The following is an 18,830-nucleotide window of genomic DNA, read 5'->3' on the forward strand; positions in this document are numbered from 1 at the left end:
CGCTCAGAGCCTCCGGGTGGCCAGGGTCAGCCGGTCGCGCGCGTCGAACAGGGCGTCCTTGACCATCTGCTCGTGCGCGGGGGTGAGCCGGGCGACCGGCACCGAGCAGCTGATCGCGTCCCGCGCGGGCGTGCGGTAGGGGATCGCCACCCCGAAGCAGCGCAGCCCGAGCGTGTTCTCCTCGCGGTCCACGGCGAAGCCCTGCTCGCGCACCTGGTGCAGCTCCTCGATGAGCTTCTCCCGGTCCGTGATGGTGTTCTCGGTGAGGGCGGGCAGCGTCTGCGGGAGCATCTTGCGCACCTGCTCGTCCGTGTACGTGCTCAGCAGCGCCTTGCCGAGCGACGTCGAGTGCGCGGGCAGCCGGCGGCCGACCCGGGTGAAGGGGCGCAGGTAGTGCTGCGACTGCCGGGTGGCCAGGTAGACGACGTTGGTGCCGTCGAGCCGGGCGAGGTGGATGGTCTCCGTGGTGTCGTCCGAGAGCCGGTCCAGGGTGGGGCGGGCCGCCGCCACCACCTCGTCGCCGTCGATGTAGGACGTGCCCACGAGCAGCGCCCGCACGCCGATGCCGTACCGCGTGCCCGTCGCGTCCGTCTCCACCCAGCCGAGGTCGACAAGGGTGCGCAGCAGCATGTAGAGACTGGACTTGGGGTAGCCGACGGCCTCCTGGACCGCCGCCAGGGAGTGCATACCGGGGCGCCCGGCGAAGTACTCGAGCAGTTCAACGGTCCGCACCGCGGACTTGACCTGCGCGCCGCCGCCCGTCTCGCCAGCCGACATGCCCTTGACCCTTCGTTCGACGAGAAGCTGAAGTTATAGTCTCCAGCAGCATATTCATCATCAGAGACAGTGTTCAGTATATCGAACGCCGCCGATGGGTGACGTACATACTGCGGCATTGAGGGCGGCAGTCAAGTGGAGGGACTCACGGTGGCAGCAGCACCAGTCTGGAGCGTCGATCCCCGAACCGGGAAGCAGCGGGAACAGGTTGCGGTGGAGGCCACGGCCCAGGAGGTGGACGCCGCCGTCCGGGCCGCGCACGACGCGCGGAGCGCCCTGGCCGACCGCACCGTCCGTGCGGCCTTCCTGCGTTTCGCCGCCGACGAACTCGAGGCGGCCCAAGGCCGGCTCGTCGAGGCCGCCGACGCCGAGACCGCCCTCGGACCGGTCCGGCTGACCGGCGAACTCGCCCGCACCTGCTACCAGCTGCGGGCCTTCGCCGACATCGTCGACGAGGGCGCCTTCCTCGACGTCGTCATCGACCACCCCGACGACACCGCCACCCCGCCCGTCCCGGACCTGCGCCGCTACAAGGTCCCGCTGGGGGTCGTCGCCGTCTACTCGGCCTCCAACTTCCCCTTCGCCTTCTCCGTCCCCGGCGGCGACACCGCGAGCGCGTGGGCGGCCGGCTGCCCGGTGGTCGTCAAGGCCCACCCCGACCACCCGGGCCTGTCCGAGCTGGTCGCCAGGGTGCTGCGCCGCGCGGCGGCCCGGCACGACATCCCCGAGGGCGTGCTCGGGCTGGTGCACGGCTTCGAGGCCGGCGTCGAACTGGTCCGGCACCCGCTGGTCGCGGCGGCCGGCTTCACCGGCTCGGTGCGCGGCGGACGCGCCCTCTTCGACGCGGCGGCCGCCCGCCCGGTCCCGATCCCGTTCCACGGCGAGCTGGGTTCCCTGAACCCGGTCCTCGTCACCGAGGCCGCCGCCGCCGAGCGCGCCGAGGCGATCGGCGCAGGTCTCGCCGGTTCGATGACGCTGGGCGTCGGCCAGTTCTGTGTGAAGCCGGGCCTCGTCCTCGCCCCGGCGGGCGCGGCCGGCGACCGCATCGTCAAGTCCCTGACCGACGCCGTCAGCGACACCGACGCCGGTGTCCTGCTCGACCACCGCATGCGCGACACCTTCGTCGCCGGGGTCGCCGAGCGCGCCCAACTGCCCGATGTGGAAGCCCCGGTGACCCCGGGCCCGGGCGGCGAGCACACCGTCAGCGCCGGCTTCCTCACCGTCCCGGCGAGCAGACTCACCACGGACGGCGAGCACGACCTGCTGCTGGAGGAGTGCTTCGGCCCGGTCACCGTCGTGGTCCGCTACGAGGACGACACCGAGGTCCGCTCCGTCTTCTCCCGCCTCCCCGGCAACCTCACCGCCACCGTCCACCTGTCCGAGGAGGAGGGCGCCGGCCGGGGCCGGGGCGCGGAGATCCTCGCCGAACTGACCCCGCTCGCCGGCCGGGTGCTCGTCAACGCCTGGCCGACCGGTGTCGCGGTCGCCCCGGCCCAGCACCACGGCGGCCCGTACCCGGCGACGACCTCCACCTCCACCTCGGTCGGCGGCACCGCCATCGAGCGCTGGCTGCGTCCCGTCGCCTACCAGAACAGCCCGGCCGCCCTCCTGCCGCCGGAACTGCGCGACGACAACCCGCAGAAACTGCCCCGCCGCTTCAACGGCAGCCTGGAGCGCTGAACGCGACGGAGGCCGGCACACCGGGAACCACCGCCCGCCGGGGAACGTCCTGCAGTGCATGATCGAACCGCACCGGACCAGGGACTTCCTGTTGATCAGGACCGCCCTGGAGGCCGAGGCCGCGGACATCGCCGCACTGCACCTGCACGCCCGGTCCACGTACTACCCGGACGGTCTCCCCGACGACGGCACCGGCTGGCGGGCGCGCTGGCAGGAGGCCGTCGAGCGCCCCGACGGGCAGGTGCTGTGCGCGGTGCGGGACGGCCACCTGGCCGGCATCGCCTCGTTCCGCACCCCGCCGGACGCCCCCGCCGACACGGTCAAGCTGTTCCAGTTCCACGTCGACCCGGGGCGCTGGCGCGCCGGCATCGGCACGGCCCTGCACACCGCCTGCGTCGAGGAGTGGCGGGCGAACGGCCGGCGGACCGCCGTGCTCGAGGTGCACGCCGGCAACCGGCGGGCCCAGGCCTTCTACGCCCGCCAGGGCTGGATCCCGGACCCGGAGCACCCGCCCGCCGAGGACGACCACCACCTCCACCTGTGCTTCGCCGTGCCGGGGGAATGAACCTCACTGGTTGAACGTTCACGCACGCAGCGGAGGGAGTCTCCGTGCCCCCACGACCGGGAGAGTGCCTGAACGATGCGTGTCGAAATCTGGTCGGACATCGCGTGTCCCTGGTGTTATGTCGGCAAAGCGCGGTTCGAGAAGGCGCTCGGCGAGTTCCCGCACCGTGACGACGTCGAGGTGGTGCACCGCTCCTTCGAGCTGGACCCCGGCCGGGCCAAGGACGACATCCAGCCCGTGCTCACGATGCTGACCAAGAAGTACGGCATGAGCCAGGCACAGGCCGAGGCCGGTGAGGACAACCTCGGCGCCCAGGCCGCGGCCGAGGGACTGCCGTACCGCACCCGGGGCCGCGACCACGGTGCCACCTTCGACATGCACCGCCTGCTGCACTTCGCCCGCGCCCAGGGCCGCCAGGTGGAACTGCTCGACCTCCTCTACCGGGCGAACTTCGCCGAGGAGCGGTCCGTCTTCGGCGACGACGAACGCCTCCTCGAACTCGCCACCGCGGCCGGCCTCGACACCGACGCCGCCCGCGCGGTCCTCGCCGACCCGGACGCGTACGCCGCCGAGGTGCGCGAGGACCAGCGGGAAGCCGCGGAACTCGGCGCGCGGGGCGTGCCCTTCTTCGTCCTCGACCGCAAGTACGGCGTCTCCGGCGCCCAGCCCGCCGAGGTGTTCACCCGGGCGCTGACCCAGGCGTGGGGCGAGCGGTCGCCGCTGAAGATCGTCGACGGCGACGCGGAGGCCTGCGGCCCCGACGGCTGCGCGGTCCCGCAGAGCTGACTGCGCCGGACGGGCCTGAAAGCCGGTGGACGGGGAGGGCCCGGGACCGCAGAGTGGCCCCATGGAGACCTTCGCGAACCTCGTCCGTGCCGAGTTCACCCCGAAGAACACCTTCCTCAACACCGCGAGCAGTGGCCTGCTGCCCGCGCGTACGGTGACCGCCCTCGAGGAGGCCGTACGGCTGAGGGCCGAGGGCGGCCCGCTCGATCCGCTGTTCGACGACGTCGAGGCCTGCCGGGCCGCCTACGCCCGGCTGGCCGGCGTCCCCGTCGAGCGCGTGGCGGCCGGCGCCACCGCCGCTCTCTGCACCGGTCTGCTCGCGGCCTCACTGCCGCCGGGCGCCGAAGTCCTCACCGTCGAGGGCGACTTCACCTCGGTGCTCAACCCGTTCCACGTACGCGGCGACCTCAAGGTGCGGGCCGTGCCCCTGGAGCGGCTCGCCGAGTCCGTCCGGCCGGACACCGCCCTGGTCGCGGTGAGCGCCGTGCAGTCCGCCGACGGCCGGATCGCCGATCTGCCCGCGCTGCGGGAGGCGGCCGGGGAGCACGGCGCGCGCACCTATGTCGACTTCTCCCAGGCGGCCGGCTGGCTGCCGGTCGACGCCGACACCCACGACTACTCCGTCGCCATCGTCCACAAGTGGCTGCTCGGCCCGCACGGGGCGGCCTTCCTCGTCGTGCCGGAGGACTTCGGTGGGCTGGCCCCGGTCCAGGCGGGGTGGGTCGCGGCGGAGAGGCCCTGGGACAGCTGCTACGGACCGGTCACCGAACTCGCCCGCTCGGCCCGCCGGTTCGACGTGAGTCCGGCCCTGTTCACCTACGCGGGACTGCGTGCCTCCCTCGAACTCGTCGAGGAGATCGGTGTGGAGGCGATCCACGCCCATGACCTCGCCCTCGCCGACCGCTTCCGGGCGGGGCTTGCCGCGCTGGGTCACGAGCCCGTGCCCGCCCCCGGCTCGGCCATCGTCTCCGTGCCGGAACTGGGCCGTCTCGAGCTTGAGTTGGACAGGGCCGGCCTCGCGTTGTCCAGCCGGGCCGGCCATCTGCGGGCGTCCTTCCACCTCTACAACACGCCGGCCGAAGTGGACCGGCTGCTGGACGCCCTGTCCGGCTGAGGAGGCCGGGCCCCGCACCGGCCCGGTCGCGGGCACGGCAGCGGGCCGGTGCCTCCCGTCCCACACGAGGAGGCACCGGCCCGCAGTCACCGTCACGCGCGCACGTCACGCGCGCACGTCACGCGCGCACGTCACGCGCGCACGTCACGCGTTCGCGACACCTGTTCGCGACACCCGTTCCGGGGATCGCGCTCACGTCACCGGCGTGAAGTCCCGGGCCCCGATGTACTCGGGACGCCGGACCGGCGCCGCGAACGGCTCGACGGCCGTGTTGTCGACGCTGTTGAACACGATGAACACGTTGCTGCGCGGGAACGGCGTGATGTTGTCCCCGGAGCCGTGCATGGCGTTGCAGTCGAACCACGTCGCCGAGCCGGCCGCGCCGGTGAACAGCTTGATGCCGTACTCCGACGCCAGCGCGGTCAGCCCCTCGTCGGAGGGCGTGCCCGCGTCCTGCATCTGCAGCGACTTCTTGTAGTTGTCCTTCGGTGTGGCCCCCGCACACCCGAGGAACGTCTTGTGCGACCCCGGCATGATCATGAGTCCGCCGTTGGTGTCGAAGTTCTCGGTCAGCGCGATCGACACGGACACCGTCCGCATCCGCGGCAGACCGTCCTCGGCGTGCCAGGTCTCGAAGTCCGAGTGCCAGTAGAAGCCACTGGCCCCGAAGCCCGGCTTGACGTTGATCCGGGACTGGTGGACGTACACGTCCGAGCCGAGGATCTGCCGGGCCCGGCCGACCACCCGCTCGTCGCGCACCAGCCGTGCGAACACCTCGCTGATCCGGTGGACCTCGAAGACCGAGCGGATCTCCTTGGACCGCGGTTCGACGATCGACCGCTCGTCGGCCCGGATCGCCGGGTCGGCGACCAGCCGGTTCAGTTCGTCCCGGTAGACGGCGACCTCGTCCTCGGTGATCAGCTGGTCGACGGCGAGGAAGCCGTCACGCTCGAACGCCCCGAGGTCGGCCGGCGTGATCGGGCCGGGCGCGTCCGGGGCGCCCCAGACGACCGGGTCCTGCCGCGGGGTGATGACCTCGGCGGAGCCGCGGGTGGGATAGAGGTCGGGGACGTGCGTCTCGGTGCTGGGGGTCACGGTGGTCATGGAACCTCACACCTCCTCGGTGAGCAGCGGGTACACACCGTTCTCGTCGTGGTCCTCCCGTCCGGTCACGGGCGGGTTGAAGACGCAGATGCAGCGGAAGTCCTTCTTCACCCGCAGCGTGTGCTTCTCGTGCCCGTCGAGGAGGTACATGGTCCCGGGCGTGATCGTGTGCGTCAGCCCGGAGTCGTGGTCGGTGAGCTCTGCCTCTCCCTCCACGCAGACGACGGCCTCGATGTGGTTGGCGTACCACATCGACGTCTCCGTACCGGTGTACAGGATGGTCTCGTGCAAGGAGAATCCGACGTTCTCCTTGGCGAGGACGATGCGCTTGCTCTCCCAGGTGCCCGACGCGGACTTCACATGCCGGTCGGTGCCCTCGAGCTCCTTGAAGGAACGGACAATCACGGTGCTGCGATGCCTCCTTGGTGATGGTGGTGATGGTGCCTGCGGGCCGTCCGGGCCCCGGGCCGAGGCCGGGTCCCGGACGGTTCAGCAGGTGGTTCAGGTGGTTCAGGTGGTTCAGGCGGTCTCGCGGACGGCGCGGGCCAGCGTCCTCAGCCCCTCGTCCAGCTCGTCCGGGGTGATGGTCAGGGCCGGGAGGAGTTTGACGACCTCGCTCTCGGGGCCGGAGGTCTCGATCAGCAGCCCGAGCTGGAAGGCGCGTTGGGCGATCCGCCCCGCGCGCTCCTTGTCGTGGAACTCCATTCCCCACACCAGCCCGCGACCGCGGTACTCCTTCACGTCGGCGAGGTTCTCCTCGGCGATGGCGATCAGCGACTGCTCGACCTGCTCGCCGCGCGAACGGGTCTGCTTCTCCATCGCCGACCCGTCGGCCCAGTAGGCCTCCAGGGCGGCGGTCGCCGTGACGAAGGCCGGGTTGTTGCCGCGGAAGGTGCCGTTGTGCTCACCCGGCTCCCAGACGTCCAGCTCGGGCTTGAACAGGGTCAATGCCATGGGCAGGCCGTAGCCGCTGATCGACTTGGACACGGTGACGATGTCCGGCGTGATGCCCGCCTCCTCGAAGGAGAAGAAGGCGCCGGTACGGCCGCAGCCCATCTGGATGTCGTCGACGATGAGCAGCATGTCCTGGCGTGCGCACAGCTCGGACAGGGCGCGCAGCCACTGGGGCCGGGCGACGTTGATGCCGCCCTCGCCCTGCACGGTCTCGACGATCACGGCGGCCGGCTTGTTGAGGCCGGAGCCCTGGTCCTCCAGCAGCCGCTCGAACCACAGGAAGTCCTCGACCGTGCCGTCGAAGTAGTTGTCGAACGGCATGGGCGTGCCGTGCACCAGCGGGATGCCGGCCCCGGCCCGCTTGAAGGCGTTGCCAGTCACGGCGAGCGAGCCCAGGGACATGCCGTGGAAGGCGTTGGTGAACGACACGATCGACTCGCGCCCCTTCACCTTCCGTGCCAGCTTCAGCGCCGACTCGACGGCGTTGGTGCCCGTCGGGCCCGGGAACATGACCTTGTACGGCAGGTCGCGCGGGCGCAGGATCCAGTTCTGGAAGGACTCCAGGAACGCGCGTTTGGCCGTCGTCGACATGTCGAGCCCGTGGGTGACGCCGTCCCGCTCCAGATAGTCGATCAGCGCCCGTTTCAGTACGGGGTTGTTGTGGCCGTAGTTGAGTGAACCGGCTCCGGCGAAGAAGTCGAGGTACTCGTGGCCGTCCTCGTCGTACATACGGCTGCCGTGCGCGCGGTCGAAGACGGTGGGCCAGCCACGGCAGTAGCTGCGCACCTCGGACTCAAGGGTCTCGAAGACGCTCAGATCGGGCTGGGTGATGGTCACGACGAATCGCTCCTCGTTGGCGTGGGAGGTCGGAGGGAGACGGGGATCGGCGGAGTGACGCACTTCTTCGTGCGCGGGGGCCGAAGGTCAGGGGGCGAGGGGACCGATGCGGTACAGGACCTCGGGGTCGTGCGGTCCGTCGGGGAACTGGTCGGCCTCGAACAGCACCTCGCGCTCCAGCCGGGCGCCGTGGCGTTCGGCGAACGCGGTGAACAGGCGCTCGGAGGCGGTGTTCCCCGGGGTGATGGTGGTCTCCACGGTGTTCACTCCGTGTTCCGCGGTGGTCCGTGCGACCAGACCGTCGAGCAGAGCGGCGGCCAGGCCGCGGCCGCGGTGCGCCTCGTCCACCGCGACCTGCCAGACGAGCAGGGTGTGCGGGCTGCTCGGCCGCAGGTAGCCGGTGACGAAGCCGATCGCCTCCCCGCCGGCGTCGCGTGCGACGGCCGATGTGGCGGCGAAGTCCCGGCACCACAGGAGATAGCTGTACGACGAGTTCAGGTCGAGGGTTTTCGAGTCCCTCGCTATCCGCCACAACGCGGCTCCGTCCGCCAGGGCGGGGCGGTCGATTTGCGGGTCTGCTTGAGCGGCAGTCATGTGAATTCAACTTACCCAGGTAAATTCGAAAATGCATCGGCTGCCGGGGTTACCTGGTGGCTTGAACTATGTTATCGCGCGGGCGTGAAGCCGCAAGCGGAAGCTCGGCGAGATGCCCCATTTTGCAGTGGATACAAGGCGCAAATCGGTCGCACTGTGGGACCGGTCACAAGTGTGTAACTCCCTTGAGGGGGTCCCGGATGGGCCGCTTCCCGCCCCGCTGAATCGCTGTGTTTAGGTCCGAGAAAAGCGGGCAGGAGGAGATGGGAAGCTGCTCTGGAAGGTTGTATTGAAATAAGCGGGAGAATGCCGGGTGGGAATGCCCTCGATTGCTTCCGGTAATCCTATGGAATTCACGATTCGGTCACCCGTGGCCGGCCGGTCGCTCATGTCCCCGTCGTGCCGTCGACGCCCTCCCGCTCCGGGGCGTCCCGCGCGGGGCTTACCGCCAGGCGCCGTCGGCCGCGCTCAGGGCGCCCCGCACGTCCACCGTCAGGCCCTGCTCCGCCAGCGCGGTGCCCAGGGCCGTCAGGCTCGCCCGTACCGCGCCCCGGGTCGCGTCGGAGCCGTAGTGGTTGACGCGGATCATCTCCTTGGCCAGTGCCCCGCCGCCCGCGGCCAGCGGGAGCGCCGGGTCCACGGCCAGGGCGTGGGCCACCAGCTCCGCGGCCACCGTGCCCGACGGGGCCCGCAGGGTCGTGGCGACCGGAGCCGCCTCGGACGCCTCGTGGACGTACGGCGCCAGGCCGCCGCCCAGCGCGAGCGCCCCCGCCCGCGTCGCCGCGGCGGCGGCCGCGTGCCGCGCCGTCACCGTGTCCAGGCCCACCGCCTCGATACGCTCCACGCACGCCTGAAGCGCCAGCATCTCCAACTGCGCCGGCGCGTGCGGCAGCGCCGTACGGCCCCCGTCGATCCAGCGCTCCTTCCAGTCCAGCAGCGACAGGTACGAGCGGCGCGGCGCCCGCGGGTTCGCCGCCATCCGGGCCCACGCCCGCTCGCTCACCGACACCGCCGACACGCCCGCCGGACCGCCCATCGCCTTCTGCGCCCCGATCACGCACAGGTCCACGCCCCACGCGTCCGGCAGCACCGGCTCCGCCCCGATCGACGCCACCGCGTCCAGATAGAACAGCGCTCCGTGCTCCCGCACCGCCTCGCCGATCTCCGCGACCGGGTTGGTGTTCCCGGTGGCCGCCTCCGCGTGCACCAGGGAGACGAAGTCGATCTCCGGATGTCCGGCGAAGGCCTCGCGGATCTGCCCGGCCGTCACCGCCGTGTGGAACGGCACCGCCAGGTCGATCACCGTGGCGCCGCAGTCCCGCAGCCAGTCCCCGAAGGTCTGCCCGTAGGGGCCCGTGACGACGTTCAGGGCGGTCGTGCCGGGACCCGCGGCCGCGCGGATCGCGCCCTCCAGCGGCAGCAGCGCCTCACCCTGCATGATCACGACGTCCTGCGTGGTGCGCAGCAGCCGTGCCACGCGGTCCTCGATCGAGGCGAAGTGCGCGGCGCTCAGCGGGGCCAGACCGAGGAAGGGGTGGGTGCTCACGGCGGTGCTCTCTCCAGATCGCGGCTTCACGAGGTCGTGCCCGCACGAGGTCGTGGGGGTACGAGTGCGAGCGTACGGGAGCCCGTCCGACGCCGGATTCCCAGGTCGGACGGGGAGGCGGAGAACCCGGACCGGGTGGGCCCGTCCGGGTGGCGGCTCACTAGGGTGCGGTGTATGAGCGAACGCGCGGTGCTGCACGTGAAGGGCCGGATCCTCGTCGGACCGGACGAGGACCAGGTCCGCGACGAGCTGTGGGTGGTCGACGGGCGGATCTCCTACGACCGCCCCGGCACCGCCCGCGACGTCCGGACCGTCGAGGGCTGGGTGCTGCCCGGCCTGGTCGACGCCCACTGCCACGTGGGCCTCGACCGTCACGGCGCGGTCCCCGCCGAGGTCGCGGAGAAGCAGGCGCTCACCGACCGCGACGCCGGCGCCCTGCTGCTGCGGGACGCGGGCTCGCCCTCCGACACCCGCTGGATCGACGACCGCGACGACCTCCCGAAGATCATCCGGGCCGGCCGGCACATCGCCCGCACCCGCCGCTACATCCGCAACTACGCCTGGGAGGTCGAACCCGACGACCTCGTCGCCTACGTCGCCCAGGAGGCCCGGCAGGGCGACGGCTGGGTCAAACTCGTCGGCGACTGGATCGACCGAGACCTGGGCGACCTGTCGGCCTGCTGGCCGCGCGGCGCCGTCGAGGCGGCGATCGCCGAGGCGCACCGGCTGGGCGCCCGCGTCACCGCGCACTGCTTCGCCGAGGACTCCCTGCGGGATCTGGTCGAGGCCGGCATCGACTGCGTCGAGCACGCGACGGGCCTGACCGACGACACCATCCCGCTGTTCGCCGAACGGGGCGTGGCGATCGTCCCGACCCTCGTCAACATCGCCACCTTCCCCGAACTGGCCGACGGCGGCGAGTCCAGGTTCCCGCGCTGGTCGGCCCATATGCGCCGGCTCCACGAACGCCGCTACGACACCGTGCGCTCCGCCCACGACGCCGGCATCCCCGTCTTCGTCGGCACGGACGCGGGCGGCACCCTCCCGCACGGTCTGGCGGCGGCCGAGGTCGCCGAACTGGTCACCGCCGGCATCCCGCCCGTCGACGCCCTGGCGGCCGGCACCTGGGCCGCCCGCGCCTGGCTCGGCCGCCCGGGCCTGGAGGAGGGCGCCCCGGCCGACCTCGTGGTCTACGCGTCCGACCCGCGTGCGGACGTACGGGTGCTCACCGACCCGCGCCGGGTGGTACTGAACGGGCGCGTGGTCGGCTAGGACCCGCTGCTCGGCGGGCGAAACCCGTCCACCGGGTGACGCGTGGGCGGGGGTGGGGAACAGTCGTGCCCCGGGATTCGAATGTGTCGGCGGGCCTGCCACGAAGGAGTGAAGTGTCCTCGGATCGCTGACGGTCGTCTCCCGGGACGGTCATTCTTTCCGGGTCCCACCCACGTCTCATGGGGGTCCCACCACCTTGAACAGCACCAACTTCCGCATGCCCGCACGCCGTTGGTTCGCCGTCGCCGCGGCCACCGTCCTCGCCGCAGGTCCCGCGGCGCTGGCCGGAGCGGGCCCCGCGCAGGCCACCGGGGAACACGGCAGCGCGAGCGCGGCCGTCCTGCGCACCGGGCTCGACGTGGCCCTGCTCGACAAGAGCGCGAACGTCCCGCTCACCGTCACCCTCAACGAGGTCCACGCGCCGCAGAGCGCGCGGAAGACCCTCCTCACCGCGGACCTGGAGGGCGTCGACAAGGGCCGACCCTTCAGCGTGCTGCGCGCGGAGGTGGCCGACGCGAAGGCGACGGTGGAGGGGAAGCGGGCCGAGTCCTCCACCACCCTCGCCAAGGCCCGGGTCCATGTGCCCGGACTGCCGCTGCTGTCGCTGATCGAGCTCGAGAAGGTCACCTCCAAGGCCGTCTGCGAGACCGGCCGGACCCCGCTCGCCTCGGCCACCCTGCCCGGCTCGGTGACCGTGCTCGGCAAACGCGTCACGCTGACCTCCGACGGCACCACCGAGGTCACGGTGCCGGGCGTCGGCGAGGTCCGCCTGGACCTGTCCAGGACGGAGACCACCTCCCGCACCGCCGCCGCCACCGCGCTCCGGCTCGAGGTCGCCGTCGACCCGGCGAAGCTGAACGTCACCGAGGTCAACGGCACCGTCACCCTGGCCGAAGCGAAGTGCGAGGCCCCCGCCGCCCCGGTCGAGCAGCCCGCCCCGGCCGCCCCGGCCGAGGAGCAGGCGGCCCCGGCGGAGTCCGAGGAGTCCAGGACCGCCGACGTGCAGCCCCAGGGCGCGCGGGCCGAGCAGGCGGCCCCCGCCGAGCAGCCGGCCGGGGCGGACCTGGCCGAGACGGGCGGCGACTCGACGACCCCGTACATCGCGGGCGCCGCCGTTGCGCTCCTCGCGGCGGGCGGCGCGGGAGTCGCCCTCTCCCGCCGGGGCCGCCGCAACTGACGCTGTACACCGAGTACGCCGAGTACACCGACGGGGGCCGGCGTTCCCACCGCCGGCCCCCGCCGTAGCCACCGGGACCCCGACGGCCGGTCCCTCCCCGCGGGCCGCGGGGAGGGCAGGTCAGTCCGCGTCCAGCGCCCGCTCCAGAGCCCCCAGGAACGCGTCCGTCGTCTGCCGGTCGCGTACCGCGAGGCGCAGCCACCGCTCGTCCAGCCCCGGGAAGGTGTCTCCGCGGCGCACCGCGAAGCCGAGGTCGCGGAGCCGGTGGCGTACGGCGGTCGCGTGCTCCAGCCGGAGCAGCACGAACGGGGCCTCGGCGGGACGCACGACACTCAGACCGCGCGCGGCGAACTTCTCCAGCCCCGCGAGCAGATGGGACCGGTCCGCGGCGATGCGGTGGGCCGCCCCGGCCGCCTCCGCCAGCGCCCCGGCCCCCACGCACGCCTCGGCCGCCGCCAGCGCGGGTGTGGACACCGGCCACAGGGGCTGCGCCCGCTCCAGCGCCGTGACGGTCTCCGGCGCGGCCAGGACGTATCCGATGCGCAGCCCCGCCAGCCCCCACGTCTTGGTGAGGCTGCGCAGGACCACCAGGCCCGGTACGTCCGTCCGGCCGGCCAGCGCCTCGCGCTCCTCCGGCACCGCGTCCAGGAACGCCTCGTCCACGACCACCGTCCGCCCGGGGCGGGCGAGTCGGGCGATCGCCGCGGCCGGGTGCAGCACCGACGTCGGGTTCGTCGGGTTGCCGATCACCACCAGGTCCGCGTCCTCGGGGACCGCCGCCGGATCCAGCCGGAAACCGTCCTCCGCGCGGAGCAGCACCCGCTCGACGGTGTGCCCCGCGTCCCGCAGCGCCGCCTCCGGCTCCGTGAACTGCGGATGCACCACCACCGGCCGGCGCACCGGCAACGCCCGCGCCAGCAGCACGAACGCCTCCGCCGCCCCCGCCGTCAGCAGCACCCGCTCCACCGGCAGCCCGTGCCGCGCCGCCACCGCCGCCCGCGCCGCCCGCCCGTCCGGGTAGGCGGCGAGGCCGGTGAGCGACGCGGCGATGTGCTCCCGCAGCCACGCCGGGGGCGTGTCCGCGCGGACGTTCACGGCGAGGTCGACCAGAGCGGCGCCGTCGTCACGGACCTCGGCGTCCCCGTGGTGCCGCAGGTCGTGCGCGCAGGCCTCCGGATCAGTGGGCATGGGAAGGCGCGTGACCGTGCCCGTGGTGGCCGTGATGGTGGTGGCCGTCGTCGTCCGGGTGGAAGTGCGGCTGCTGCGGCGCCCCGACCTTGTCCTCGAAGCCCGGCAGCGCGATCCGGTACACGCAGCTGTCGCAGTTCATCCGCAGATCGCCCTGTACGGCCTCCGCGTACCGCTCCATCACCAGGTCCAGCAGTTCCGGCTCCGGCCCGATGACGTCCGCCGACCGCACCTCCGTCTCCGGGTGCGCCGCCGCCCACTGCTCGGTCTGGTGCCGTACCCGGTCCGGCAGGATGCCGGTGAACAGGAAGTACGGCAGGACGACGATCCGCCGGGCGCCGAGCCGCGCGCACCGGTCGAGCCCGCTCGGCACGTCCGGCGCCGCCAGCGACACGAACGCCGTCTCCACGGCCCCGTAGCCGCGCCCCTCCCACAGCAGCCGCGCCGCCTTGCACACCTCGGCGTTGGCGTCCGGGTCCGTCGAACCGCGCCCCACCAGCAGCACCGTCACCTCGGCGGGGTCCCAGGACGGATCCACCGCCTGCCGGAGCCGCCGCTCCAGCACGCTCAGCAGGGCGGGGTGCGGGCCCAGCGGACGGCCGTAGGTGTACGAGATCCCGGGGTGGCGCTCCTTCTCACGGGCCAGCGCCGCCGGGATGTCGCCCTTGGCGTGCCCGGCGGACACCAGCATCAGCGGCACGGCGGCGAACCGCCGCACCCCCCGGCCGACCAGCTCGGCGACGGCCTCGCCCAGCGGCGGCGGGGACAGCTCGATGAAGCCGCCCGCGACGGGCAGTTCGGGGTGACGGCGCCCCAACTCCCCTACGAAGTCGCGGAACGCCTGCGCTCCGGCGTCGTCCCGGGTGCCGTGTCCGGCGACGATCAGGGCGGGCGGGGTGGTCACAAGGTCTCCTCAAGCGAAGTGGGGTGGTAGAGCAGGGCGTTGAGCGCGGCCGCGGCGACCGCCGAACCGCCCTTCTCGGACACGTTGCTCACCGCGGGCAACCCGCTCTCGCGCAACGCGGCCTTGGACTCGGCCGCTCCGACGAAACCGACGGGCAGCCCGATGACGAGCGCGGGGGAGGCGTCCAGGGTCAGCAGCTCCTCCAGGGCGGTCGGCGCGCAGCCGATCACCCACAGGGCCCCGGGGCCGACCTCCTCGTACGCCAGGCGCATCGCGTGCGCCGAACGCGTGAGCTCGGGCCCGGCCTCGGCATCCTTGAGACGGCAGACGGTCCCGCGCCGGGTGATCCCGGCCGCGACCATCTCCACGTCCACCACGACGGGCGCCCCGGCGTGCAGCACCGCGTGCGCCTTCGCCAGCTCGCCCTCGTCCATGACGAGATCGTCCGCGTACGCCAGATCGGCCGAGGAGTGGATGACCCGCTCCACGACCGCCCGGGTCAGCGGCGGGAAGTGCCCGGTGTCCAGACGGGCGCGCAACCGGCGGAAGGACTCCTGCTCGATGGGATGGACCACACGCTTCACCGGGACTCCTCCTGCCAGCGGTAGCCGCGCGGGGTGACCATGCGCCCCGCGATCTCACGGGTCGCCGTGTTGCCCACGGTCACGACCGTCATCATGTCGACCGTCGCCGGGTCGAGCGCGGCGAGCGTGCTCAGGCGACTGGACTCGTCGGCACGGGACGCGTTCCGCACGACACCCACCGGCGTCGTCGGCTCCCGGTGCTCGGCGAGGATCGCCAGCGCCTTCGGCAGCTGCCAGTCACGGCCCCGGCTGCGCGGGTTGTAGAACGTCACCACGATGTCCGCCTCGGCCGCCGCCCGCACCCGCCGCTCGATGACCTCCCACGGCGTGTGCAGGTCGGACAGACTGATCGACACGTGGTCGTGGCCCAGCGGCGCGCCCAGGATCGCCCCGGCCGCCAGCGCCGCCGTCACCCCGGGCACCCCGACCACGTCGATGTCGTCGGACGCCTCGGCGAGCGCCGGGGAGGCCATGGCGTACACGCCCGCGTCCCCGCTTCCGATCAGCGCGACCGCCTGCCCCCGACGGGCCTCCTCGACGGCCGTGCGCGCCCGCTCCTCCTCCGCACCGAGCCCGGACTCCAGGATCCGGGTGCCGGGCCGCAGCAGATCGCGGATCTGGTCGACGTACTGGTCGAGCCCCACCAGCACGGAGGCGCGCCGCAGTTCCGCCTTCGCCCGCGGGGTGAGCAGGTCCCGGGCGCCCGGCCCGAGCCCGACCACCGCGAGCCGCCCGCGCCCCGGCCGCCGTACGACGGCACAGGTCGCCATCGCCGGCTGCCCGTCCGCACGTTCCGACTTCCGCTTGGGCACGAGGAGTTCACCGCCGCGCACCAGCGCCGCGGCCTCCGCGACCGACGGGGTCCCCACGGCGGCGAGCGGCGCGTCGGAGGGGTTCGGCACCTCGACGCGCGCCAGCTCCCCGGCGGCGTACGCCACCAGCGGCACACCCAGCCGCCGGGCCGCCTCCACGATGCCGGGCTCCTCCGACTTCGCGTCCACGGTGGCCAGTTCGGCGAGCGACGCGGCCGACAGACCGGCCTCCCGCAGGGTGCCCTCGACCAGCGCGAGGACCTCCTCGACGGGGGCGCCCTTCGAGGCACCCACCCCGGCCACCAGGGTGGGCGGCCGGAGGATCGCCTCCCGCCGCCCCGCCTCGGCCAGCCGGTCCGTGAGACGGATCGTGTACGCACCCTCGTCCGCGACCGGCAGCGGGGGCAGCGGCCAGGCCACGTCGGTGCGCAGCGCCACCGGCTCACCGTCCAGCAGGGCGCGCGACACGGCGGCCACGTCACCCTCCACCGGGAAGCCCAGCGTGTCCAGACCGGGCAGCCCCGCCGCATCGGTCGCCGTGGTCACCACCGGTTCGGCGCCCAGCACCTCGGCGACCTCACGTGCGAGCTCGTTCGCCCCGCCGCCGTGCCCGCCCACCAGGGAGACCGCGAACCGGCCGCCCTCGTCGACACAGACCACGCCCGGGTCGCTCGCCTTGTCGTCCAGCAGCGGTGCCACCAGCCGCACCACGGCACCCGTGGCCAGAAAGCACACGAGCTGCTCGCACTGCGCGAACGCGGCCCGTACGGCGTCCCCGACGGGACCCTCGTACACCCGCGTACGGTCCGGCCACGCGGCGGCCAGTCGGTCCCGCGCGGCGGCTCCCGCCGCGGTGGCGGAGATGAGGCCGATCACAGGGCGGCTCCTTCGGTGTCGGTACGTGCCGGGGATCTGGAACCCCACAGCAGGAAAACGGGATTGGTCGCCGCCAGCCGGGTCACGTCCCCGGGCAGCGGCGCCAGCCGCGACGACTGCAACAGCACCCCGTCGCAGGTGAAGCCGGCACCGGCCAGCGCCTCGCGCGCGGCCGGCACCCGGTCCAGGGCGGCCAGGGCGACGACGACCGTGCGCCGCGCCCGCCGCGCGCACGCGGTGACGACGGCGGGCAGCTCCCGCCCGCCCCCGCCGACGAACACGGCGTCGGGGTCGTCGAGATCGGACAGCACGGTCGGCGCCGCCCCGTGCACCACGCGTACGTCCACCCCGTGCGCGAGGGCGTTGGCGCGGATCCGTCCCACCCCGTCCGCGGTCTTCTCCACCGCGGTCACGGCGGCGCCCAGCCGGGCGCACTCCACGGCCACGGACCCCGAACCCGCGCCGATGTCCCACACCAGTTCGCCGGGGCGCGGCCCGAGCCGGGCCAGGGCCAGCGCCCGCACCTCGAACTTGGTGATCATCGAGTCCCGGTGGGCGAACCCGGCCTCGTCCAGCGCCCAACCGGCGGGCGGCGCGCAGGAGCCCGCGACGGTCCGTACGGGGCCGAGACCCCGTGACTCGTCCAGGCACAGCACGACGCTGACCGCCGGACCCCAGTCCCGCGCCGCCGCGACGGCGGGCGTGACCCGCTCCACCCGCTCCCGCTCGGGATCGCCCAGCGCGGAGGCCACGACCAGGACCCGGCCGGGGGAGTGCCGGGCCAGCGCCGCCCCCAGCTCCGCCGGACCGGCCCCCGGCCCCGTCAGCACGGCGACCTTCGGGTGGGCCCGGCACAGGTTGACGGCCGTCCGCGGATCCCGGCCGTGCGCGCTGACCACCACGGCGTCGTCCCAGGGCAACCCGACCCGCGCGAAGGCGGTGGCGACGGAGGAGACACCCGGCCGCACGTCCAGCCGCTCGGACCCGAACCGCTCGGCCAGCGCCCGTACGATCCCGAAGAACCCCGGGTCACCGGAGGCCAGCACGACGACCGGACGCTCCTCGGCGACGTACTTCCCGACGGTGTCCAGTGCGGGAGCCAGCGCCCCGAGGACGACCCGTTCGGCTCCCTCGGGCAGCCGAACGGCGTCCAGGTGCCGCCGCCCGCCCACGACGAGCTCCGCCCCGGCGAGCACGGCCTCCTCGACCGGCGCACCGGTCCCCGTGCCGACGACCGTGATCACGTGCTCGCACCCCGGGTGCGCAGTGCCCTGCGGGCCTGAGGGTCGGCCTTGCGGTAGCCGTGGAAGTGACCGGGGTGGTACAGGTGCGAGCGGGTGCCGTGCGCGTCGAGGGCGGGGCCGACCAGGAACAGCGTGTGCTTCCAGAGCCTGTGCTCCTTGACCGTCTCCTCCAGCGTGCCGATCGTGCACTTCACGAGCAGTTCCTCCGGCCAGGTCGCCTGGTACGCGACCACCACCGGCGTGCTCGTCGGATAGCCGCCCTCCAGCAGCTCCCGCACCAGCTGCCCGCTGCGCGCGGCCGACAGGAAGATCGCCATGGTGGTGCCGTGCCGCGCGAACTCGCGGACCTCCTCGCCGGGCGGCATCGGCGTCTTGCCGCCGCCGAGCCGGGTCAGCACCACGGACTGCGCCACCTCGGGAATGGTCAACTCCCGCTGTGCCAGCGCCGCGACGGCGGAGAAGGACGACACACCCGGCACGATCTCGGTCGCGATGCCGAGCTCCACGCACCGGTCGAGCTGCTCCTGCGTGCCGCCCCAGAGCGCAGGGTCCCCGGAATGGATCCTGGCCACCCTCAGCCCCTGAGCGCGGGCCCGCTCGTACACGGCCACGACGTCCTCCAGCGACATCGTCGCCGAGTCGAGGATCTCGGCGCCCTCCCGAGCGTGCTCGAGGACCTCCGCCTGGACCAGGCTGGCGGCCCAGATCACGATGTCGGCCTCGGCGATCGCGCGCGCGGCGCGCAACGTCAGCAGATCGGCGGCGCCGGGGCCGGCACCGACGAAGGTCACCTTGCCGGTGGGGGCATCGGCCATG

General features: G+C 73.2%; 18 protein-coding genes. 6 read left to right on the forward strand and 12 right to left on the reverse strand.

Annotation, left to right across the window (positions count from 1 at the left end):
- Positions 1–3: 3 nt before the first annotated feature.
- A complete protein-coding gene (locus JL475_RS15185) occupies positions 4–777 on the reverse strand; it encodes an IclR family transcriptional regulator (protein WP_202278222.1) in 774 nt (257 codons plus the stop codon).
- Between the two features lie 150 nt (positions 778–927).
- Between JL475_RS15185 and JL475_RS15190 the strand changes: the two genes are divergently transcribed.
- The 4 genes from JL475_RS15190 (at position 928) to JL475_RS15205 (ending at position 4,922) form a co-directional block, all read left to right on the forward strand.
- The gene (locus JL475_RS15190; RefSeq protein ID WP_202278224.1) at positions 928–2,457 is read left to right on the forward strand and encodes an aldehyde dehydrogenase (NADP(+)); all 1,530 of its coding nucleotides are present in this window, start codon (positions 928–930) and stop codon (positions 2,455–2,457) included.
- 58 nt (positions 2,458–2,515) lie between these two features.
- Positions 2,516–3,022, forward strand: a complete 507-nt coding sequence (locus JL475_RS15195; RefSeq protein ID WP_202278226.1) for a GNAT family N-acetyltransferase — start codon at positions 2,516–2,518, stop codon at positions 3,020–3,022.
- 75 nt (positions 3,023–3,097) lie between these two features.
- A complete protein-coding gene (locus tag JL475_RS15200; protein ID WP_202278228.1) occupies positions 3,098–3,808 on the forward strand; it encodes a DsbA family oxidoreductase in 711 nt (236 codons plus the stop codon).
- A 61-nt stretch (positions 3,809–3,869) separates the two neighbouring features.
- Complete coding sequence (locus tag JL475_RS15205; RefSeq protein ID WP_202278229.1) at positions 3,870–4,922, forward strand: aminotransferase class V-fold PLP-dependent enzyme; 1,053 nt, start codon at positions 3,870–3,872, stop codon at positions 4,920–4,922.
- Between the two features lie 192 nt (positions 4,923–5,114).
- On the opposite strand, the gene thpD is transcribed toward JL475_RS15205, so the two are convergent.
- The 5 genes from thpD to JL475_RS15230 all read right to left on the reverse strand — a co-directional run bounded on the left by thpD (position 5,115) and on the right by JL475_RS15230 (position 9,957).
- Entirely contained in the window at positions 5,115–6,026 is a 912-nt protein-coding gene (thpD, locus tag JL475_RS15210; protein WP_202278230.1) for an ectoine hydroxylase, read from the reverse strand.
- A 6-nt stretch (positions 6,027–6,032) separates the two neighbouring features.
- Complete coding sequence (locus JL475_RS15215; protein WP_055591917.1) at positions 6,033–6,431, reverse strand: ectoine synthase; 399 nt, start codon at positions 6,429–6,431, stop codon at positions 6,033–6,035.
- A gap of 114 nt (positions 6,432–6,545) precedes the next feature.
- Positions 6,546–7,817: a diaminobutyrate--2-oxoglutarate transaminase gene (gene ectB, locus JL475_RS15220; protein ID WP_202278231.1), complete on the reverse strand. Its 1,272-nt coding sequence runs from the start codon at positions 7,815–7,817 to the stop codon at positions 6,546–6,548.
- Positions 7,818–7,904: 87 nt separating this feature from the next.
- Positions 7,905–8,411, reverse strand: coding sequence for a diaminobutyrate acetyltransferase (gene ectA, locus JL475_RS15225; protein WP_202278232.1), 507 nt, complete (start codon positions 8,409–8,411; stop codon positions 7,905–7,907).
- Positions 8,412–8,853: 442 nt separating this feature from the next.
- The gene (locus JL475_RS15230; RefSeq protein ID WP_307825059.1) at positions 8,854–9,957 is read right to left on the reverse strand and encodes an aminotransferase class V-fold PLP-dependent enzyme; all 1,104 of its coding nucleotides are present in this window, start codon (positions 9,955–9,957) and stop codon (positions 8,854–8,856) included.
- Positions 9,958–10,131: 174 nt separating this feature from the next.
- Here JL475_RS15230 and JL475_RS15235 point away from each other — a divergent pair, with 174 nt between their 5' ends.
- Both JL475_RS15235 and JL475_RS15240 read left to right on the forward strand, forming a co-directional pair.
- On the forward strand, positions 10,132–11,229 hold the full coding sequence (locus JL475_RS15235; RefSeq protein WP_202278235.1) for an amidohydrolase family protein: 1,098 nt from the start codon (positions 10,132–10,134) through the stop codon (positions 11,227–11,229).
- Positions 11,230–11,425: 196 nt separating this feature from the next.
- Entirely contained in the window at positions 11,426–12,406 is a 981-nt protein-coding gene (locus tag JL475_RS15240) for an SCO1860 family LAETG-anchored protein (RefSeq protein WP_202278237.1), read from the forward strand.
- A gap of 120 nt (positions 12,407–12,526) precedes the next feature.
- Here JL475_RS15240 and cobC read toward each other — a convergent pair whose 3' ends face one another.
- Genes cobC through cobM form a run of 6 tightly spaced genes read right to left on the reverse strand, consistent with a single transcriptional unit; the run spans position 12,527 to position 18,829 of the window.
- The gene (gene cobC / locus JL475_RS15245; protein ID WP_202278239.1) at positions 12,527–13,594 is read right to left on the reverse strand and encodes an Rv2231c family pyridoxal phosphate-dependent protein CobC; all 1,068 of its coding nucleotides are present in this window, start codon (positions 13,592–13,594) and stop codon (positions 12,527–12,529) included.
- A complete protein-coding gene (locus JL475_RS15250; protein WP_202278241.1) occupies positions 13,584–14,498 on the reverse strand; it encodes a sirohydrochlorin chelatase in 915 nt (304 codons plus the stop codon). The genes cobC and JL475_RS15250 overlap by 11 nt, the downstream gene beginning before the upstream one ends.
- A complete protein-coding gene (locus JL475_RS15255; RefSeq protein ID WP_202278242.1) occupies positions 14,495–15,082 on the reverse strand; it encodes a precorrin-8X methylmutase in 588 nt (195 codons plus the stop codon). The genes JL475_RS15250 and JL475_RS15255 overlap by 4 nt, the downstream gene beginning before the upstream one ends.
- Positions 15,079–16,770, reverse strand: a complete 1,692-nt coding sequence (gene cobJ / locus JL475_RS15260) for a precorrin-3B C(17)-methyltransferase (protein ID WP_202278244.1) — start codon at positions 16,768–16,770, stop codon at positions 15,079–15,081. The genes JL475_RS15255 and cobJ overlap by 4 nt, the downstream gene beginning before the upstream one ends.
- Complete coding sequence (gene cbiE / locus JL475_RS15265; RefSeq protein ID WP_202278245.1) at positions 16,767–18,014, reverse strand: precorrin-6y C5,15-methyltransferase (decarboxylating) subunit CbiE; 1,248 nt, start codon at positions 18,012–18,014, stop codon at positions 16,767–16,769. Before cbiE ends, cobJ begins: the two co-directional genes overlap by 4 nt.
- Positions 18,011–18,829, reverse strand: a complete 819-nt coding sequence (gene cobM / locus JL475_RS15270) for a precorrin-4 C(11)-methyltransferase (RefSeq protein WP_202278246.1) — start codon at positions 18,827–18,829, stop codon at positions 18,011–18,013. The genes cbiE and cobM overlap by 4 nt, the downstream gene beginning before the upstream one ends.
- Between the last annotated feature and the right edge of the window lies 1 nt (position 18,830).

The organism is Streptomyces sp. M2CJ-2 (assembly GCF_016757295.1).
Lineage (GTDB): Bacteria > Actinomycetota > Actinomycetes > Streptomycetales > Streptomycetaceae > Streptomyces.

Bases quoted from the DNA above. Each gene is read 5' to 3' on its own strand.
- JL475_RS15185 (WP_202278222.1), bottom strand. From the start codon at position 777: ATGTCGGCTGGCGAGACGGGCGGCGGCGCGCAGGTCAAGTCCGCGGTG.
- JL475_RS15195 (WP_202278226.1), top strand. From the start codon at position 2,516: ATGATCGAACCGCACCGGACCAGGGACTTCCTGTTGATCAGGACCGCC.
- JL475_RS15200 (WP_202278228.1), top strand. From the start codon at position 3,098: ATGCGTGTCGAAATCTGGTCGGACATCGCGTGTCCCTGGTGTTATGTC.
- JL475_RS15205 (WP_202278229.1), top strand. From the start codon at position 3,870: ATGGAGACCTTCGCGAACCTCGTCCGTGCCGAGTTCACCCCGAAGAAC.
- thpD (WP_202278230.1), bottom strand. From the start codon at position 6,026: ATGACCACCGTGACCCCCAGCACCGAGACGCACGTCCCCGACCTCTAT.
- ectA (WP_202278232.1), bottom strand. From the start codon at position 8,411: ATGACTGCCGCTCAAGCAGACCCGCAAATCGACCGCCCCGCCCTGGCG.
- JL475_RS15235 (WP_202278235.1), top strand. From the start codon at position 10,132: ATGAGCGAACGCGCGGTGCTGCACGTGAAGGGCCGGATCCTCGTCGGA.
- cobC (WP_202278239.1), bottom strand. From the start codon at position 13,594: ATGCCCACTGATCCGGAGGCCTGCGCGCACGACCTGCGGCACCACGGG.
- cobM (WP_202278246.1), bottom strand. From the start codon at position 18,829: ATGGCCGATGCCCCCACCGGCAAGGTGACCTTCGTCGGTGCCGGCCCC.